At 69.2% G+C, this 18166-nt stretch carries 11 protein-coding genes and 1 pseudogene; 9 read left to right on the top strand and 3 right to left on the bottom strand.

All coding sequences use genetic code 11. The features are described 5' to 3' along the window. Positions 1 to 65: 65 nt before the first annotated feature. Positions 66 to 1412 carry a tol-pal system YbgF family protein gene (locus OG883_RS06165; RefSeq protein WP_266541282.1) on the bottom strand — a complete coding sequence of 449 codons (1347 nt, stop codon included), beginning with the start codon at positions 1410 to 1412 and terminating at the stop codon, positions 66 to 68. Positions 1413 to 1559: 147 nt separating this feature from the next. On the opposite strand from OG883_RS06165, the gene OG883_RS06160 reads away from it, so the two are divergent. The 3 genes and pseudogenes from OG883_RS06160 (at position 1560) to OG883_RS06150 (ending at position 3489) form a co-directional block, all read left to right on the top strand. Continuing rightward, the gene (locus OG883_RS06160; RefSeq protein WP_266536053.1) at positions 1560 to 1730 is read left to right on the top strand and encodes a hypothetical protein; all 171 of its coding nucleotides are present in this window, start codon (positions 1560 to 1562) and stop codon (positions 1728 to 1730) included. Next, positions 1727 to 2142, top strand: a pseudogene (locus tag OG883_RS06155) (ATP-binding protein). Before OG883_RS06160 ends, OG883_RS06155 begins: the two are co-directional and overlap by 4 nt. A gap of 828 nt (positions 2143 to 2970) precedes the next feature. Beyond that, positions 2971 to 3489 (top strand): hypothetical protein, encoded by a 519-nt coding sequence (locus OG883_RS06150; RefSeq protein ID WP_266536050.1) that lies wholly within the window; start codon positions 2971 to 2973, stop codon positions 3487 to 3489. Between the two features lie 3 nt (positions 3490 to 3492). Here the strand turns inward: OG883_RS06150 and OG883_RS06145 are convergent, their stop codons facing one another. Next, complete coding sequence (locus OG883_RS06145; protein WP_266536047.1) at positions 3493 to 3897, bottom strand: hypothetical protein; 405 nt, start codon at positions 3895 to 3897, stop codon at positions 3493 to 3495. A 173-nt stretch (positions 3898 to 4070) separates the two neighbouring features. Between OG883_RS06145 and OG883_RS06140 the strand changes: the two genes are divergently transcribed. After that, positions 4071 to 4790, top strand: a complete 720-nt coding sequence (locus tag OG883_RS06140; protein ID WP_266536044.1) for a response regulator transcription factor — start codon at positions 4071 to 4073, stop codon at positions 4788 to 4790. Positions 4791 to 4891: 101 nt separating this feature from the next. After that, a complete protein-coding gene (locus OG883_RS06135) occupies positions 4892 to 6505 on the top strand; it encodes a sensor histidine kinase (protein ID WP_266536041.1) in 1614 nt (537 codons plus the stop codon). A gap of 188 nt (positions 6506 to 6693) precedes the next feature. Here the strand turns inward: OG883_RS06135 and glgP are convergent, their stop codons facing one another. Further along, on the bottom strand, positions 6694 to 9354 hold the full coding sequence (glgP, locus tag OG883_RS06130) for an alpha-glucan family phosphorylase (protein ID WP_266536038.1): 2661 nt from the start codon (positions 9352 to 9354) through the stop codon (positions 6694 to 6696). Between the two features lie 1044 nt (positions 9355 to 10398). Between glgP and OG883_RS06125 the strand changes: the two genes are divergently transcribed. From OG883_RS06125 to glgB, 4 genes are all read left to right on the top strand, one after another. Continuing rightward, positions 10399 to 12387, top strand: coding sequence for an alpha-1,4-glucan--maltose-1-phosphate maltosyltransferase (locus OG883_RS06125; protein ID WP_266536035.1), 1989 nt, complete (start codon positions 10399 to 10401; stop codon positions 12385 to 12387). Continuing rightward, positions 12384 to 14090 carry a maltose alpha-D-glucosyltransferase gene (treS, locus tag OG883_RS06120; RefSeq protein ID WP_266536032.1) on the top strand — a complete coding sequence of 569 codons (1707 nt, stop codon included), beginning with the start codon at positions 12384 to 12386 and terminating at the stop codon, positions 14088 to 14090. The genes OG883_RS06125 and treS overlap by 4 nt, the downstream gene beginning before the upstream one ends. A 165-nt stretch (positions 14091 to 14255) precedes the next feature. Next, positions 14256 to 15755: a maltokinase gene (locus OG883_RS06115; RefSeq protein WP_266536029.1), complete on the top strand. Its 1500-nt coding sequence runs from the start codon at positions 14256 to 14258 to the stop codon at positions 15753 to 15755. A 31-nt stretch (positions 15756 to 15786) separates the two neighbouring features. Beyond that, positions 15787 to 18153 (top strand): 1,4-alpha-glucan branching enzyme, encoded by a 2367-nt coding sequence (glgB, locus tag OG883_RS06110; protein ID WP_266536026.1) that lies wholly within the window; start codon positions 15787 to 15789, stop codon positions 18151 to 18153. Positions 18154 to 18166: the final 13 nt, after the last annotated feature.

The following is an 18166-nucleotide window of genomic DNA, read 5'->3' as shown; positions in this document are numbered from 1 at the left end:
GGAAGGAGTCTTTCGCGTTTCATCGCCACGCGACGGTTGCTCCGTCGGCGGAATTCCTGGGTCCGTTAGCGGGACAAGAGTGCTGTTGGCGTAACGAGCCGAGCCCGCTCGTACAAGTTGCGGGCATTGTGGTTCTTGAGGTGGGGGCGAATTCGGCTGTGCATCCTTGCTACGCTGCGGTCGCACTGTCCTGATTGCACATGCGGGTAGATATCCACAACTTCCCCCCACGTCTCACACGCTGCCTCAAGATGCCCAATCTCAAGCTGCCGCTCCGCCAGCATGGAAAGGTATCGGATGCGGGTTCTCCTGAACGAACCATGGCGCATCCTGTCGGATTCTTGCAGCGCGGAAATAGAACCGCGAACGTCCCCCAACTCATAGCGGACCTGGCCAATGTGATAGGCCAACGACGCAGGATTGTATGACCCAAACGTCTTCGATCTGGATTCGGCCTTTTCCATTGCGGTCTCGGCTTCACGGAGATACATCAGAGCTTTACTTCGCTGTCCAACCTGAGCAGACGCGTGCGCCTGCTGCCCGGCTAGGAAAGCTCGCATTCTTGGGCCTGCCTGTGGAGAGGCTGCGGAGGCGGCGTCGGCCAAGCGCAAGCCTTCACTACCGTGGCCCAAATCCACGGCTTGGACGCTCATTCCTCGCAGCGTCGTACAGTAGGTAGAATGATCCTCTGAAGCGCCGGCAAGCTCCAACGCCTTGAGGTAATACCGCTGAGCAAGGCCGTGCACACCCTCATCCACGGCCATATATCCCGCGAGATAGCAAAGGTCGGAGGTGGCGGCCATCATTGCTTTGCGGATTTCTTCGGAAGCGTCAGCCCGCAGATAGGGGGTGACTGCATTCACCAAGAACGCGGCAGCCATGGGGCGGGCGATGCGCCCGCCGAATTGGTCGTCCAATTCCGAGATGCGCTCAGTCATGGCAATCACGGCTTGGACGTCCGACATTCCTATGCGCCGCACTTCGCCCTTCTGTGCGGATTCAATTCGGCCCACCACATCCGACCAATCCGGAATGGTGAGGGCGACGGAGAACAGCCCCACGCTCAGGACGCTGCGGCGGGACGGGTCCATATCTTGCCTCCCCAAGTCGATCAGCCCCTCCACCGTACTTGGCAGGGCGTTCGACTCCCCCGGAGGCACTGACGGAAATCCCGCCTCACCACGGGTGACTGGCCGGTGCAGCTTCCGGGCGAGAACTTCCAAGATCAGCGGTCGCACTTCCTCCTTCGGGACGTGCCCCTTCAACCACTGGTGAACCGAGGGTTCCCGGTACCTGAGGGGCGTCCCCCTTTCGGTGCCGATCCGGTTGACCTCCTGCGCGAACTGGCGCAGCGTCCAGCCGGTTTCGCGGTACAGCCGCTCAAGGCCGGCGTTCGGCTCAGGTGTCGGCACCGGGCTCAACTCCTCCTGTTGCTGGCGCACTTAAAGCTCTTAAGTCCTCCTGCTGCTGCAACGGTACCGCCGTGCGTGGCCAAGCAGTTACCTAGAGCGAGCAGGGCTCAACCCACAAGGCGATGCGAAAGGCGACGACAGCCGACCATGACCAGCATCACCACCATGACCAGACCGGCGGAAGACGTGGCGGCGGAGCTGGCCGGCGCGATAGAGGCGCGGGTCTTCATCCGGCTGACGCCGGGCCACCACGACGGCACGATGCCCGCCGAAGCATCCGACGAACCAACCGACTCTGTTGGGTGCGTGATCGCATGAACGTCACGGTGACTCCGACCGTATGGCGGCAGAGGTTCAGCAGCACCCGGCGTGGCGCCAGACTGGCGCGGCACCTGGCGCTCATCCAGTTGCACGACTGGGGTGCCCCGCTGGACAGCGAACGATCTCAGACGGCGGCGCTGGTGATCGCGGAGCTTGCCGCCAACGCGGTGACTCACGGGCGCATCCCGGGCGTGACTTCGAGCTCCGGCTTGAACTGACGGACGGCACCCTTCGCGTAGCCGTGGCCGACGCACGCGGAGAGAGCCGGCCCCATGTGCGGCGGTCCACTGACGGCGAAGGCGGGAATGGGCTGAGGCTCATTGAGGCGCTGGCCGCCAAATGGGGGGTCGAAGATCGGCCGACCGGCAAAACCGTATGGGCTGAGCTGACAGCATGGGCGCCGATGTGAGCACAGGGACAGCGGTCCCGACACGGGGAACCGAACAACGCGCCGTCTTGGACGCGGGATTGGCTCGGATTCTTGAAGAGAAGGAAGTCCAGGAATGGCATGCAGCCATAGGGGCCGCTGTCTCAGCTCTCGTACGGCACGCTGTCGAAGGAATTGCAGAACTCAAGGGGAGCACAGCGGAGAGCGCCATACGGCGATCGCATGACCGGGTCGCGCACTACGCGGTACGCTCATGATCGCGATGATCAGCGGCTCTTGTGGCCTCTTTCTCGGCACATCGCTGGTGATGAACTGGTGAGCGCGGAGAGGCGCGTATGTGGTTCTAAGGCGTGGCTCAGGGTGCAGCACATCAAAAAGGCGCGGCGCTGCCACCCTGAGAACAACCGCTACACGGTCCGGATTCCGCGCATAGTCGTGTGTGAGCTACCCCCACACAATCGAGATCAGCGCCACGACATGATGCTTCGCTCTATCCCGAAGGATAAGGGCGGTGGCTGGCTGGTCCTCAAGTGGGGCAAAGACTGGGAACGGAAGACGGTGCTCACCTTCTTCCATAAGAGGCGCCCCAGGAAATCTCCCTAGATTCCGCCCTTGCCAGGATGCACTATCTTGCCGCCAGACACGGCCCAAGAGAACGCCCCTGGCAGGGGCGGGCAAACCCCCATTTCTCACGGGATGGGTAGCCTTGGGCGTTGCAGCCGAGCACTAGCCGACACGCGTCCGGGGCCCTCAGGAATGCACGTAACCCAAAAGGAGAGTGCAACAGTGACCAACACGGCTCAGGCCCTGCCAGCCCCCGAACAGGTGGCACGACGGGCCCAAGAAATCATGTCGGCCATTGAGGCCGACCCGGAGTTCGGCGCCTTCACGGCCGCCGCGCTCAAGTACGACGAAGCCTGGACCTGCTTCACCGGCTTCCCTGTGATCAGCAACTGGGACTTGGACACCGACAAGCGCCCGCTCCTCACGGAAGGACTCCGCGCCCTGTCCCTCAAGGCGGCCGTCTTCGAGCTGGGCGGCCAGGACGAGGACATGACCGAAATCCCGGTCGCCGTCCCCGTGGACGAGATGATGCACGCCATGATTGCTCAACCTCAGTTGCTGGCGCGCATCGCTGACCGGGTCGGAATCTCCGTCATCCACCAGACGGACAAGGAGCACCACGACTATGCCAGCGGCGACTACACGCACACGGCGTACACGCTGGCGTGGGGCGAGCCGGCCGTGCGCTACTGGCTGGACCACTCCGAAGCCAACCGGCGGTTGGAGATCCTTGACCGCAAGTACGAAGCGGCGGGGTTCCTGCGGTCGGGCAAGGCGCACACGTTCGACTTCGCTGCCGCGTAACGGCTAGCTGAGCGCGCGGCGCAGCGTCGCAAGCACGTCCACGCCGGGGAAGGCACGAGGAATCTCGGCAGTGGCGCGCTCAATGAGTCCATCCAGCAAGACCGGCGCTGCGCCGTACAGCACCCCCCGAAGGTACGGAACCAAATCAGCTTCGTCAGCCGGCAACACCAGGTCGGCCGTCACCGGTGCGTTGTCGCTCTTGTACCGGCCGACAGGCAACCCGACCTTGTCCGGGTGCACGCAAACAGGCACGCCATCAGCGGTATAGCGATGGCCGTCAGCAGCGTCGAAGGGGCATTCCCGAGACGGGCGCTCGAACACGTCGAACTCACCAACAGGGAAGCGGCGTGATGGACAGATTCCGCAAGCAAGGTGGTGGACGTCGCCACTGACGAAAGCCTCAGCCATGGCAAGAGCGTAGTGCCCGAAGCCCCTCCTCAGTCTGGCCAAAGGGTCCGGCCGAGGAGATGAGGGAAGCGGGCGGGGCAGGAACCCTGCCTGAGTCCCCGTGAGCCCCGTTCGCCGCCTCCACCGGGCCGGCGGGCGGGGCTTCGCTGTGCTCCGATGCCTACTCTGGCTGTATGACCGAGCCTGCCGACGCCAGCCCCGTAAGACGTATAAGAGTCCTCCTCGCCGACGATGAAGCCATGATCCGCGCGGGCATACGGGCAATCCTCGGCACCGACCCCGGCATCGAAGTCGTCGCAGAGGCGGGCGACGGGCGTGAGGCCGTCGAACTGACCCTCAGGCACCGGCCGGACGTGGCGCTGCTCGACATCCGGATGCCGCTCCTCGACGGCCTCCGGGCCGCCGAGGAGCTGCGGCGTACCGCGCCCGGGACCGCCCTCGTCATGCTCACCACGTTCTCCGAGGACGAGTACATCGCGAAGGCGCTCGGCTTCGGGGTGAGCGGGTTTCTGCTCAAGTCCGGGAATCCGCGCGAACTGATCGCGGGGGTGCAGGCGGTGGCCGAGGGAGCCGCGTTCCTCTCCCCCCAGGTGGCGCGCCGCGTGATCACACACCTCGGGCCGGGGCGGCTGTCGCGGGCCGCCGAGGCGAAGGGGACCCTGGAGCCGCTGACCGGCCGGGAGCGCGAGGTGGTCGCGCTCGTCGGGGCCGGGCTGTCGAACGCCGAGATCGCGGCACAGCTGTACGTCGTCGAGGGCACCGTCAAGGCACACGTCAGCGCCGTACTCGGGCGGCTCGGGCTCAAGAACCGGGTACAGCTGGCGATTCTGGCGTACGAGGCCGGACTCGTGAACGGAACGGACGGCGGACACGGCGCGAACGGGCAGCCGTAGCCCCTGCTTTCGCCGTGGCCCCTGCCTTCGCCGCCCTGCCTTCGCCGTAGCCCCTACTTTCGCCGGGGGTCCGGCTGTGGCACGTCGGGCACAGTGGGGCCATGCGGAGAGAAGGAACCCGGCAGCGGGTCGTCGACCTGGCGCTCTGGGCGGCGCTGAGCTGCCTGGTGCTGCTGAAGAGGGACCCGAACGACGGCGGCTCCTGGTGGCAGGTCGGCATCGGCGTGACGCTTTCGGGGGTCGCGGTGCTGCTCTGCCGTGCCTGGCCGCTGGTCTCGCTCGCCGTCGCCGTGGCACTCAGCGCGTCGGTCGACCGGGAGCTGTTCACGCCTTCGTACACCGTGGCGATGGCTGTGTTCGGGTATCTCGCCGGACGCCGCGCGGCACATGCCCGGCCCGCGCTGTTCACCTTTGTGGGCATTGCCCTGGCGGGGCTGCTGCTGTGCTTCGTCACCGGCGACGACCTGTGGACCTGGTTCACCCTGCTGACCACGCTGCTCCTCACCGTCGTCGTGCCCTGGCTGCTCGGGCGGTACGTCCGTCAGTACGCCCAACTCGTCGGCACGGGCTGGCAGTTGACCGACCGGATGGAGCGCGAGCAGAAGGCGGCCGCGGACCGGGAGCGGCTGCGCGAACGGTCCCGTATCGCCGGGGACATGCACGATTCTCTCGGTCATGATCTGTCGCTGATCGCGGTACGGGCGGCGGCCCTGGAGGTCGACCGGACGCTCGGCGAGCGGCAGCAGGCCGCGGCCGGGGAGCTGCGGCAGGCGGCCGCGGACGCCACGGCCCGGCTGCGGGACATCGTCGGCGTGCTGCGGGCGGACGACGAGCACGCGCCGACCTCGCCCGCCGACGAGACGGTGCAGGCCCTGGTCGAGCGGGCCCGGGAGTCCGGTGTCGCGGTGGAGCTGACCGAAGAGACCGCGCAGGTCGAGGAGGGAGCGGCGGGCGAGGAGGGAGCGGCGGGCAAGGAAGGAGCGGCCGGGGCGCTGCCCGAGATGACCGACCGCGCGGTCCGCCGGGTCGTCCAGGAGTCCCTGACCAACGCCGTCAGACATGCACCGGGCGCGGCCGTCCTGGTCCGGATCGCACGCGACGGGGAGAAGGTCACCGTCAACGTCACCAACACCGCACGCCCCACGGGCCCGCGGCCGCTGCTCGCCTCCGGCGGGACGGGTCTGGTCGGCCTGGACGAGCGGGTACGGCTCGCGGGCGGCACCCTGGTCCACGGCCCGGCGGCGGACGGCGGTTTCGCGGTGACGGCCCGGCTGCCGCTGACCGCCGGCACCGCGGCCGGCACCGCCGCCGGCCCCGAGGCGCCCACCGCCGCGCGGGAGCTGGACCGGGCCAGGAAGCGCGTACGGCGCGGTCTGCTGCAGGCGATCACCGTGCCGCTGGCAGTGATCGCCGTCCTGGGGGTGCTGATGGCGGCCTTCCAGATGTACAGCCGGTCCCGCACGGTTCTGGACCGCGTCAGCTACGACCGCATCCGCGTCGGCGACACCCGCGCCGAGGTGGAGACGCGCCTGCCCCGCTACGAACTGGACGGCGCGCCCCAGGGCGTGGATCCCGAGCCGCCCGGGGCGGGCGAGTGCGAGTACTACCGCCTGGAGGCATACAGCGCGACACCCGCGTACCGGCTGTGCTTCGCAAACGGCCGGCTGGCCTCCAAGGCGATCGTGGTCGACGTGGACAACGAGGAGAACCGCTGACCGATGTGCTTTCCGGCTGGGGTTGCCGGCGTGGGCCGAGCCGGTGCTCGGCGTGCGGACCGAGCGCATGCCGGAGCCGGCCGGCGACCTCCGGGGAGAGGTCCCGGCCCTGGACGGGCGGCGGGACAAGAGGCGGCCCCGGCCGCACGCGCGACCGGGGCCCACCGCACCGGAGACCGGCGCGGCACTCAGCGCATCAGTACGCCCGCACCCTCCCCCGTCGCCTCCGTCGGCAGCGCCACCAGTCCCAGGTCGGCGCTGGCCGCGAGCAGCCGGTGGGCCGGCAGAATGCGCACGGTGTAGCCGAAGGGACCCGTACGGTCCAGGGCCAGCGGCCCCTCGAACACCCAGCGGCCGTCCAGGTCGGGACCGCCCGCCGGCTTCAGCTGGAAGGTCTGGGCCTCGCCGATCGCATCGTCGGAATCGACCCGGCCGGCCACCGCCTGCACCTCGACATCGTCCGGCTGGAGTTCACCGAGCGCGGCCCGCACCCGCATCACCAGAGTCGAGCCCAGCTCGGCGGTACCGCCCGCCGGCGCCGAATGCTCCAAGGACTCCACATGGTCGACGGCCACCTGGGGCCAGCCCGCCCGCACCCGGGACTTCCAGGACGCCAGCTCCCGTGCGGTGCCGGCATCCAGGCAACGGTGCGCCTGGGCCGCGGGAGCGTACAGACGCTCCACGTACTCCCGCACCATGCGTCCCGCGAGCACCTTGGGACCGAGCGTGGTCAGGGTCCGGCGGACCATCTCGATCCAGCGCCCGGGCAGCCCGGTCGCTCCGCGGTCGTAGAAGCGCGGAGCCACCCGCTCCTCGATCAGCTCGTACAGCGCGGCCGCCTCCAGCTCGTCGCGCCGGTCCTCGTCGGTGGCCGCGCCGTCTGCGGTGGGGATCGCCCAGCCGAAGTCCGGCTCGAACCACTCGTCCCACCAGCCGTCCAGCACCGACAGATTGAGGCAGCCGTTGAGCGCGGCCTTCATTCCGCTGGTCCCGCAGGCCTCCAGCGGGCGCAGCGGATTGTTCAGCCACACATCGCAGCCCGGGTAGAGCTTCTGCGCCATGCCCATGCCGTAGTCGGGCAGGAAGACGATGCGATGGCGCACGCGCGGGTCGTCGGCGAACCGCACCAGCTCCCGTACGAGCCGTTTGCCGCCGTCGTCCGCCGGATGCGCCTTGCCCGCGACGACGATCTGGATGGGCCTGGTCGGATGCAGCAGCAGTTCCATCAGACGGTCCCGGTCACGCAGCATCAGGGTGAGCCGTTTGTACGAGGGGACCCGGCGGGCGAAACCGATGGTGAGTACGTCGGGGTCGAGCACCCCGTCGATCCAGCCCAGTTCGGCCGCCCCGGCCCCGCGCTGCCGCCAGGAGGCGTGCAGCCGCTTCCGCACCTCCAGGACCAGCTGTTCGCGCAGCCCGCGGCGCAGCTCCCAGATGTCGGAGTCCGGAATGTCCTTCACGGAGTCCCAGCGTTCGGAGCCGCCCACGGACAGGGCGTCCTCGGTACGGCCCGGGCCGATCTGGCGTGCGCCGAGCCGGAACACCTCGGGGGCCACCCAGGTCGGCGCGTGCACCCCGTTGGTGACGGAGGTGATCGGCACCTCCTCGACGTCGAAGCCCGGCCACAGGCCGGCGAACATGCCGCGGCTCACCGCCCCGTGCAGGACGGATACACCATTGGCACGCTGGGCGAGCCGCAGCCCCATCACGGCCATGTTGAAGAGGTTGGCCTCGCCGCCGGGGTAGGTCTCCATGCCGAGCTGGAGCACCTTCTCGACGGGGACTCCGGCCAGCTCGGCGTGGTCGCCGAAGTGCCGGGCCACGAGCTCCCGGTCGAAGCGGTCGATCCCGGCGGGCACGGGAGTGTGCGTGGTGAACACGGTCCCGGCCCGCACCGCCTCGAGCGCGGCGTCGAACTCGAGACCGGCGTCGCCGAGTTCGCGGATGCGTTCGAGTCCGAGGAAGCCGGCGTGCCCCTCGTTGGTGTGGAACACCTCGGGCCCGGGGTGGCCGGTCAGCCGGCAGTACGTCCGCAGGGCCCGTACGCCGCCGATCCCCAGCAGCATCTCCTGCAGCAGCCGGTGCTCGCTGCCGCCGCCGTACAGCCGGTCGGTGACATCGCGCTCGCTGTGGCCGTTCTCCTCGACGTCCGAGTCGAGCATCAGCAGCGGTACGCGGCCGACCCGGGCGACCCAGATGTGCGCGTGCAGCGAGCGCCCGCCGGGCAGCGCGAGGGACACCCGGGCCGGTGTCCCGTCGGACTCGCGCAGCAGGCTGACGGGTAGTTCGTTCGGGTCGAGGAGGGGATAGTGCTCCTGCTGCCAGCCGTCGCGGGACAGGGACTGGCGGAAGTAGCCGTGGCGGTAGAGCAGCCCGACGCCGATGAGCGGTACGCCGAGGTCGCTGGCGGCCTTGAGATGGTCCCCGGCGAGGATGCCGAGGCCGCCGGAGTACTGGGGCAGTGCGGCGGTGACGCCGAACTCGGGAGAGAAATAGGCGACGGCGACCGGGAATTCCGGCTCCTCGGAGCCGGAGTTCCCGGTGCCGCCACTGTGTGCCTGGTACCACCTGCGCCCGTGCAGATAGTCGTCCAGGTCGTCGGCGGCGGCGGTCAGTCTGCGGAGAAAACGCCGGTCCGAGGCGAGCTCGGCCAGCCGGGCGCCGGACACGGCCCCGAGGAGCCGCACGGGATCGCCCCCCGTGGCCTGCCAGCCCTCGGGGTCTACGGCCTGGAAGAGGTCACGGGTCTCGGTGTGCCAGGACCAGCGCAGATTGCGCGCGAGATCGCTGAGTGGATGGAGCGGTTCGGGGAGGACGGGGCGGACGGTGAATCGACGAATGGCCTTCACAGGTCCCACCTTCGCAGGGGAGGTACGCATCCGAGGGGACGCACGACGGTGTGCGTCTCTCCATCACCCTGACGTTAGTGGCAGCCCCGCCGCGCTCAACACGGCGCGCGGCCGTCCGCGGGGCGCTCGCCGGAGCATTCGGCGCATCGAACGCACCGCCAGGTCGTACGGTGACCCCGGGCTGACGGCCTGGGGGGGCGAACGCCCCGGCCGCCGCGTAACGGGCCGAGATCTCGGCGAGTTCCGCCGCCGGGATCACCTCGTGGACATCGGTGAAGCCGCCGGGCGCCCGCTGGTGGGCGAGGTTGATGACGGCCTCCGGGCCCCGCAGGCGGTTGGCCCGCTGAAGCCCGGTCATCGCGGACCGGTTCGCACCGGTGGAGCCGATCGGGTGCATGGCGTGGGCGGCGTCGCCGATCCGTGTCGTACGGCCGCAGGGCCGGCGCTCCAGCGGCTCGCGGTCCACCATCGGGTACTCGAAGGCCCCCTCGCGGCCCTGAGACGTCGGGGACGCTGACGCCGTCGAAGTCCCGGCCCTCGTAGTGGTGCAGGAATCCGGTGACCGGGACCGGCCGGTTCCAGTCGCCGCGCGAGGCGTCGTCGACGGAGTCGGCGGGCATCGCGAGCAGCCCCGAGCAGCCCGGCCCACTGCGACCGGTCCCGTCATCACGACGGGGCCGGTTGTTCTGTGTCTCGGGGGTATCAGGGGTCTCAGGGGGATCAGGGGTACCCGAATGGGCCCGCCGCGTTCCATGTGCGGTGAAACCCGAATGGACCCCGCCACGTTCTTGTGCAATTCGTTACGTCCGAGTAGTTAACAAGCTGCCGGATTGCCCACCCGAGCACCAGGGGAAGGCTCATCCGGTACGCATGCGATCGCAGCCCTCTCAACATTCTTTCCGCCCACCCGAGTGAACGCGGACAGGAGCGGCCATGCCCGCAGCCCGCCAGTCGAAGCCTGAGCAGCTACAAAGAACCCGCAAACCACGTAAAAAGGCACAACCAGCTCAATCCGCCCTGCCCGCACAGCCCTCAGGTGATCCCATGATCGGTCGCATCCCCGTCCTGGACGTCCGCCCCGCAGTCGACTGCGGGAGAAGGCCCGCGAAAGCGGTGGTCGGTGAGACCTTCCAGGTCACCGCCACCGTCTTCCGCGAGGGCCATGACGCGGTCGCCGCCAATGTCGTCCTGCGCGATCCGAGCGGCCGCCCCGGCCCCTGGACCGCCATGCGTGAACTCACCCCGGGCACCGACCGGTGGGGAGCCGAGGTCACGCCGGGCGCCGAGGGGCGCTGGACGTACGCCGTCGAGGCCTGGAGCGACCCGGTCGCCACCTGGCGCCACCACGCCCAGATCAAGATCCCCGCCGGGATCGACACCGCCCTGGTGCTGGCCGAGGGAGCCGAGCTGTACGAACGCGCCGCCGCAGAGGTGCCCAAGAGCGAGGGGCGCGAAGCCGTGCTGGCCGCCGTCGACGCGCTGCGCGACCAGGAGCGCCCCGCCGCCGCCCGGCTCGCCGCCGCCCTCGCCCCCGACGCCGAAGCGGCGCTCGCCCGCCACCCGCTGCGCGAACTGGTCACCACCTCCCGCCCGTTGCCCCTCCTCGTCGAGCGCCGGCGTGCCCTGTACGGCTCCTGGTACGAGCTCTTCCCGCGCTCCGAGGGCGCGGTCGTGGCCGAGGGCGAGCCGCCGGTCTCCGGCACGCTGCGCACCGCCGCCGAGCGGCTGCCCGCCGTCGCCGCGATGGGCTTCGACGTCGTCTATCTGCCGCCCGTCCACCCCATCGGCACCACCCACCGCAAGGGCCCCGACAACACCCTCTCCCCCGGCGCCCACGATGTCGGCGTGCCCTGGGCCATCGGCTCCGCCGAGGGCGGCCACGACGCGCTCCACCCCGACCTCGGCACATTCGAGGACTTCGACCACTTCGTCACGGCGGCCCGCTCCCTGCGCATGGAGGTCGCCCTGGACTTCGCCCTCCAGTGCTCCCCCGACCACCCCTGGGTGAGCGAGCACCCCGAGTGGTTCCACCACCGCGCCGACGGCTCGATCGCGTACGCCGAGAACCCGCCGAAGAAGTACCAGGACATCTATCCGATCGCCTTCGACCAGGACATGCGCGGCCTGCTCCAGGAGACCGTGCGGGTGCTGCGCTTCTGGATGGACCACGGCGTACGGATCTTCCGCGTCGACAATCCGCACACCAAGCCGGTCATCTTCTGGGAGAAGGTGATCGCGGACATCAGCCGGACCGACCCCGATGTGATCTTCCTGGCGGAGGCATTCACCCGCCCGGCGATGATGCGCACCCTCGCCGAGGTCGGCTTCCAGCAGTCGTACACGTACTTCACCTGGCGCAACACCAAGCAGGAACTCACCGAGTACCTCACCGAGCTCTCCGGCGACGCCGCCGCCTCCATGCGCCCCAACTTCTTCGTGAACACCCCCGACATCCTCCACGCCTACCTCCAGCAGGGCGGCAGACCCGCCTTCGAGGTACGGGCGGTGCTCGCCGCGACCATGTCTCCGTCCTGGGGTGTGTACGCCGGCTACGAGCTGTGCGAGAACACCCCCCTGCGGGACGGCAGCGAGGAGTACCTTCACTCGGAGAAGTACCAACTGCGGCCGCGTGACTGGGAGTCGGCCGAGCGCGAGGGCCGCACCATCGCCCCCCTGATCACGGCACTCAACCGGCTCAGGCGGCGGCACCCCGCCCTCCAGCAGCTGCGTGACATCCACTTCCACTCCACCGACAACGACGCGGTGATCGCGTACTCCAAGCACGCGGGCTCGAACACCGTGCTCGTGGTCGCCAACCTCGACCCCCACCACACCCAGGAGGCCACGGTCTCGTTGGACATGCCGCTACTCGGCCTCGACTGGCACGAGAGCGCACCGGTGCGCGACGAGCTCACCGGCGAGACCTATCACTGGGGCAGGGCCAACTATGTGCGCCTCGAGCCGGGCATCACGCCCGCGCACATCGTCGTTCTGCGACCGTCCCCGCCGATCGGAGGGTCACCCACATCATGATCGTCAATGAGCCCGTCCACGACACGTTCGAGGACACACCCGCCAAGGACCGCGACCCCGACTGGTTCAAGCGGGCAGTCTTCTACGAGGTCCTCGTGCGGTCCTTCCAGGACAGCAACGGCGACGGCATCGGCGACCTCAAGGGCATCACTGCCAAACTGGACTATCTGCAGTGGCTGGGGGTCGACTGCCTCTGGCTGCCACCGTTCTTCAAGTCCCCTCTGCGGGACGGTGGTTACGACGTTTCCGACTACACCGCCGTCCTCCCCGACTTCGGCGATCTCGCCGACTTCGTGGAGTTCGTGGACGCCGCACACCAACGCGGCATGCGCGTCATCATCGACTTTGTCATGAACCACACCAGCGACCAGCACCCGTGGTTCCAGGAGTCCCGCAGCGACCCCGACGGGCCGTACGGCGACTACTACGTCTGGGCGGACGACGACAAACAGTTCCAGGACGCCCGGATCATCTTTGTCGACACCGAGACGTCGAACTGGACCTTCGACCCGGTGCGCAAGCAGTACTACTTCCACCGCTTCTTCTCCCACCAGCCCGATCTCAACTACGAGAACCCGGCGGTGCAGGAGGAGATCACCTCGGCACTGCGCTTCTGGCTCGATCTGGGCATCGACGGCTTCCGGCTGGACGCCGTGCCGTATCTGTACCAGGAGGAGGGCACCAACTGCGAGAACCTGCCCGCCACCCACTCCTTCCTCAAGCGGGTACGCAAGGAGATCGACGCGCACTACCCGGACACCGTGCTCCTCGCCGAGGCCAACCAGTGGCCCGAGGACGTCGTCGACTACTTCGGCGACTACGCGGCCGGCGGCGACGAGTGCCACATGGCGTTCCACTTCCCGGTGATGCCACGGATCTTCATGGCGGTGCGGCGCGAGTCCCGCTACCCGGTCTCCGAAATCCTGGCCAAGACCCCGGCGATCCCGAAAAGCTGCCAGTGGGGCATCTTCCTGCGCAACCACGACGAGCTCACGCTCGAGATGGTCACGGACGAAGAGCGCGACTACATGTACGCGGAGTACGCCAAGGACCCGCGGATGCGCGCCAATATCGGCATCCGCCGCCGGCTCGCCCCGCTCCTGGACAACGACCGCAACCAGATCGAGCTGTTCACGGCACTTCTGCTGTCGCTGCCGGGGTCGCCGATTCTGTACTACGGCGACGAGATCGGGATGGGCGACAACATCTGGCTCGGCGACCGGGACGCGGTACGCACCCCGATGCAGTGGACCCCCGACCGCAACGCCGGCTTCTCCTCCAGCGACCCGGGACGGCTGTATCTGCCCACGATCATGGATCCGGTCTACGGCTACCAGGTCACCAATGTCGAGGCTTCGATGTCCTCGCCGTCCTCACTGCTGCACTGGACCCGGCGGATGATCGAGATCCGTAAGCAGAACCACGCCTTCGGGCTCGGCTCGTACACGGAACTGCCGTCGTCCAACCCGGCAGTGATCGCGTTCCTGCGCGAGTACAAGGACGACCTCGTGCTGTGCGTGAACAATTTCTCGCGTTTCGCGCAGCCCACGGAACTCGATCTGCGGGCGTTCACCGGACGGCATCCGGTGGAGCTGATCGGCGGGGTGCGGTTCCCGGCCATCGGGCAGTGGCCCTACCTGCTGACTCTCGCGGGTCACGGTTTCTACTGGTTCCGACTGCGGAAGGAGCCGGTCCCGAACTGAGTCGCACAGGGGGAGAGGTACGTCCCGCGGGGCGGTTTCCACCGCCCCGCGCAGGGCACTCTCCCCTTCATCCCCGCGCGCCGCCGGACAGCCACTGCTGTAATCCGGGACACTCTGCGCATTCAGCGCCATTGGAGTGCATCTCGGGGAAAGGACGCGATGCCCATGTCGGAGGCTGCATCCACCCGGACTCCCGTCGCTCTCCTCCCGTCACTCGCCCCACTCCTGCACGAATGGCTCCCCCGGCAACGCTGGTTCGCCGGCAAGGGCCACCCTCTGACCGGCTTCTCCCTCGTCTCGGCGACCGAGCTGCTGCCCCTGGAGAAGCCGGGACCCGGACTGCTGCATCTGCTCGTACGCGTGCAGCAGCCGGGACTTCCGGCCGCCTCGTCGCAGGACTGCTATCAACTGCTCCTCGGCGTACGCGAGACGCTTCCACCGCATCTCGCTCCCGCACTGATCGGCCATGTGACCGAGGGTCCGCTGACCGGGCGGACGGTCTACGAGGGACTGCACGATCCACGGCTGGCCGAGCTGATCCTGGAGCGGCTGCGCACGCCGGGCGCGCTCGGACCGCTCCGCTTCGACCGCCTCGACCACGCTCCGGTCATCCCGGGCGGCCTCGCGGCGCGCCCGTTGGAGGCCGAGCAGTCCAACTCCTCGCTGGTGTACGGCGATGCGTACATCCTCAAGCTCTTCCGCCGGATCCACCCGGGCCCCAACCCCGATCTCGAGCTGCCGCTCGCGCTCGCCCGCGCCGGGTGCCGCCGGGTACCGGCGCCCGTCGCCTGGTACGAGGCCACCGTGCCGGAGCCGTTCACCCTCGGGGTGCTTCAGCCGTTCCTGCAGGGTTCACAGGACGGCTGGCTGCTCGCGCTGGACTCGCTGGCAGGCGGGCGCGCCTTCACCGACGAGGCCCGTGCGCTGGGCCGGGTGACCGCCGAGGTTCATACGGCGCTGGCGGCAGCGCTGCCGACGGTGATGCTGCGCGGTCCGCAGACCGAACACCTGGCGGCATCGATGGCGGAGCGGCTGGACGCGGCGGCACAGGCAGTGCCCACCCTCGTTCCGTACGTACCCCGGCTGCGCGCCGCCTTCGAGGCGGTCGCCTCGCTCGGCCGTCGCGGCCGCACCTGGCGGGCCCAGCGGGTCCACGGCGATCTGCATCTGGGGCAGACGCTGCATCTCGGCCACACGCCCGATCCGGGGCAGGCGCAGCATCCCGGCCAGACGTCCGGGCCTGGCCGGACGCCCCATCCCTCGCAGGCGCCGCACTCCGGGCGGGCCCCGCGCGGAACCGATTCCTCCGAAGCGGCCGAGGGCCACTGGTCGGTGATCGACTTCGAGGGCGAGCCCGCGCGCCCGCTCACCGAACGCCGCCGCCCGCAGCCCCCGGTGCGCGACGTCGCCGGCATGCTGCGCTCCTTCGACTACGCGGCCCGCACCCACCGCCCGTGGAACCCGGCCTGGGCGGAGCACTGCCGTACGGCGTACTGCGAGGGCTACGCCGAGGTCTCCGACGCCGATCCGCGCACCGAGCCCGAACTGCTGCGTGCGTACGAGACGGACAAGGCCGTCTACGAGGTCGTGTACGAGGCCCGGCACCGCCCCGACTGGCTGCCGGTGCCGATGGCGGCGATCGAACGCCTCGCCGCACTCCCCTAGACCCTTCCACGCGCCCAAGGAGGCTGCCCCCGTGACCGCCCGACCCTCGTCCCGTAACCCGTCCGACCCCCATGTACAGAAGCAGACGGCCGAGACCGGGCCCCGCCGCAAGCAGAAAGCGCCGGCGCCGCGGCCCCGTGCCGGTGGCAGCCACGGCGTACGCGCGGCGAGGGCGCTCGCGGACGGGGACAGGGAGCGTCTGCTCACCGGCGCCCACCACGACCCGCACGCGCTGCTCGGCGCCCACTCGGTCCGCAGCGGCGTCGAACTGCGCGTACTGCGCCCCTACGCGCGGGCGGTGACCGTCCTCGGCAAAGGGCTCCGTGCCGAGCTGCACGAGGACGGCGACGGCTTCTTCTCCGGGCTGCTGCCGATGCGTACCGCCCCGGAGTACCACTTGCTGGTCACGTACGACAGCCCGGACGCCGAGGCCACCGAGGGCGCAGAAGGGGGGCGCGCAGGCACCCATGAGATCGAGGTGCAGGACCCGTACCGCTTCCTGCCCTCCCTCGGCGAGCTCGATCTGCATCTGATCGGCGAGGGCCGCCACGAGGAGCTGTGGACGGCGCTCGGCGCGCAGCCCATGACGCACCAGAACGTCACCGGCACCCGGTTCACCCTCTGGGCGCCCAACGCCCGCGGTGTGCGCGTCGTCGGCGACTTCAACTTCTGGGACGGCACCGGCTTTCCGATGCGGTCGCTCGGCTCGACCGGAGTCTGGGAGCTGTTCGTCCCCGGTGTCGGCGAGGGCTCGCTCTACAAGTTCGACATCATGCGCCCGGACGGCAGCCACACCCTGCGCGCCGACCCGATGGCGCGGCGCGCCGAGGTGCCACCCGCCAACGCCTCCATCGTGACGGAGTCCCACCATGTGTGGCACGACGAGGAGTGGATGGCACAGCGCGGCGACCGGCCCGTGCACGAAGCGCCGTTCTCCGTCTACGAAGTGCATCTCGGCTCCTGGCGGCCCGGCCTGACCTATCGCCAGCTGGCTGTCCAGCTTCCGGCGTACGTCAAGGACTTGGGATTCACCCATGTCGAGCTGATGCCGGTCGCCGAGCACCCCTTCGGCGTCTCCTGGGGATACCAGGTCACCGGCTTCTACGCCCCCACCTCCCGGATGGGCACCCCCGACGACTTCCGCTTCCTCGTCGACTCCCTGCACCGGGCGGGCATCGGAGTGCTCGTGGACTGGGTGCCCGCGCACTTCCCGAAGGACGACTGGGCGCTCGCCCAGTTCGACGGCCGTCCGCTGTACGAGCACGAGGACCCGGCCCGCGCCGCGCACCCCGACTGGGGCACCCTCGAGTTCGACTACGGCCGCAAGGAGGTACGCAACTTCCTGGTCGCCAACGCCACGTACTGGTGCGCGGAGTTCCACATCGACGGGCTGCGGGTCGACGCCGTCGCCTCGATGCTCTACCTCGACTACTCCCGTGAGCAGGGCGAGTGGACCCCGAACGTCCACGGCGGCCGGGAGAATCTGGACGCGGTCGCCTTCCTCCAGGAGATGAACGCCACCGTCTACCGGCGCTGCCCCGGCGTCGTCACGATCGCCGAGGAGTCCACGGCCTGGGACGGGGTCACGCGGGCCACCCACCATGTGGGACCGGGCGGCTTCGGCGGCCTCGGCTTCGGCCTGAAGTGGAACATGGGCTGGATGCACGACTCGCTGGGCTACGCCTCGCACGAGCCGGTGCACCGCAAGTTCCACCACAACGAGATGACGTTCTCGATGGTGTACGCGTACAGCGAGAACTACGTCCTGCCCATCTCGCACGACGAGGTCGTGCACGGCAAGCGGTCTCTGGTGAGCAAGATGCCCGGCGACTGGTGGCAGCAGCGCGCCAACCACCGTGCGTATCTGGGCTTCATGTGGGCCCACCCCGGCAAGCAACTGCTGTTCATGGGCCAGGAGTTCGCCCAGGGCGCGGAGTGGTCGGAGGGCCACGGCCCCGACTGGTGGCTGCTCGACCCCTCGTACGCCGCGGAGGCCGACCACCGCGGCGTACGGGACCTGGTCCGCGAGCTGAACACCGTGTACGGGGCCACCCCGGCGCTCTGGCAGCGGGACACGGACCCCGAGGGTTTCGCGTGGGTGGACGGCGACGCGTCGGAGGACAACGTCTTCGCGTTCCTGCGCTACGACGCCTCGGGCGCCCCGCTGCTCGCCGTCAGCAACTTCTCGCCGGTGGTGCGCCACGAGTACCGGCTCGGGGTGCCGGAGTCGTCCGTTGTCTGGACGGAGGTCCTCAACACGGACGCGGCACGCTACGGCGGCGGCGACGTACTGAACGAGGACCCGCTGAAGCCGGAGGCGGTGCCGTCCCACGGCCGCCCGGCAAGCATCCGGCTGACGCTGCCCCCGCTGGCGACGCTCTGGCTGCGCCAGGCCTGAGCGGGACCGGGCG

The sequence above is a fragment of the Streptomyces sp. NBC_01142 genome (assembly GCF_026341125.1).
In the GTDB taxonomy this organism is placed as follows: Bacteria; Actinomycetota; Actinomycetes; order Streptomycetales; family Streptomycetaceae; genus Streptomyces.
This window is presented reverse-complemented; position numbering and strand designations above follow the sequence as displayed.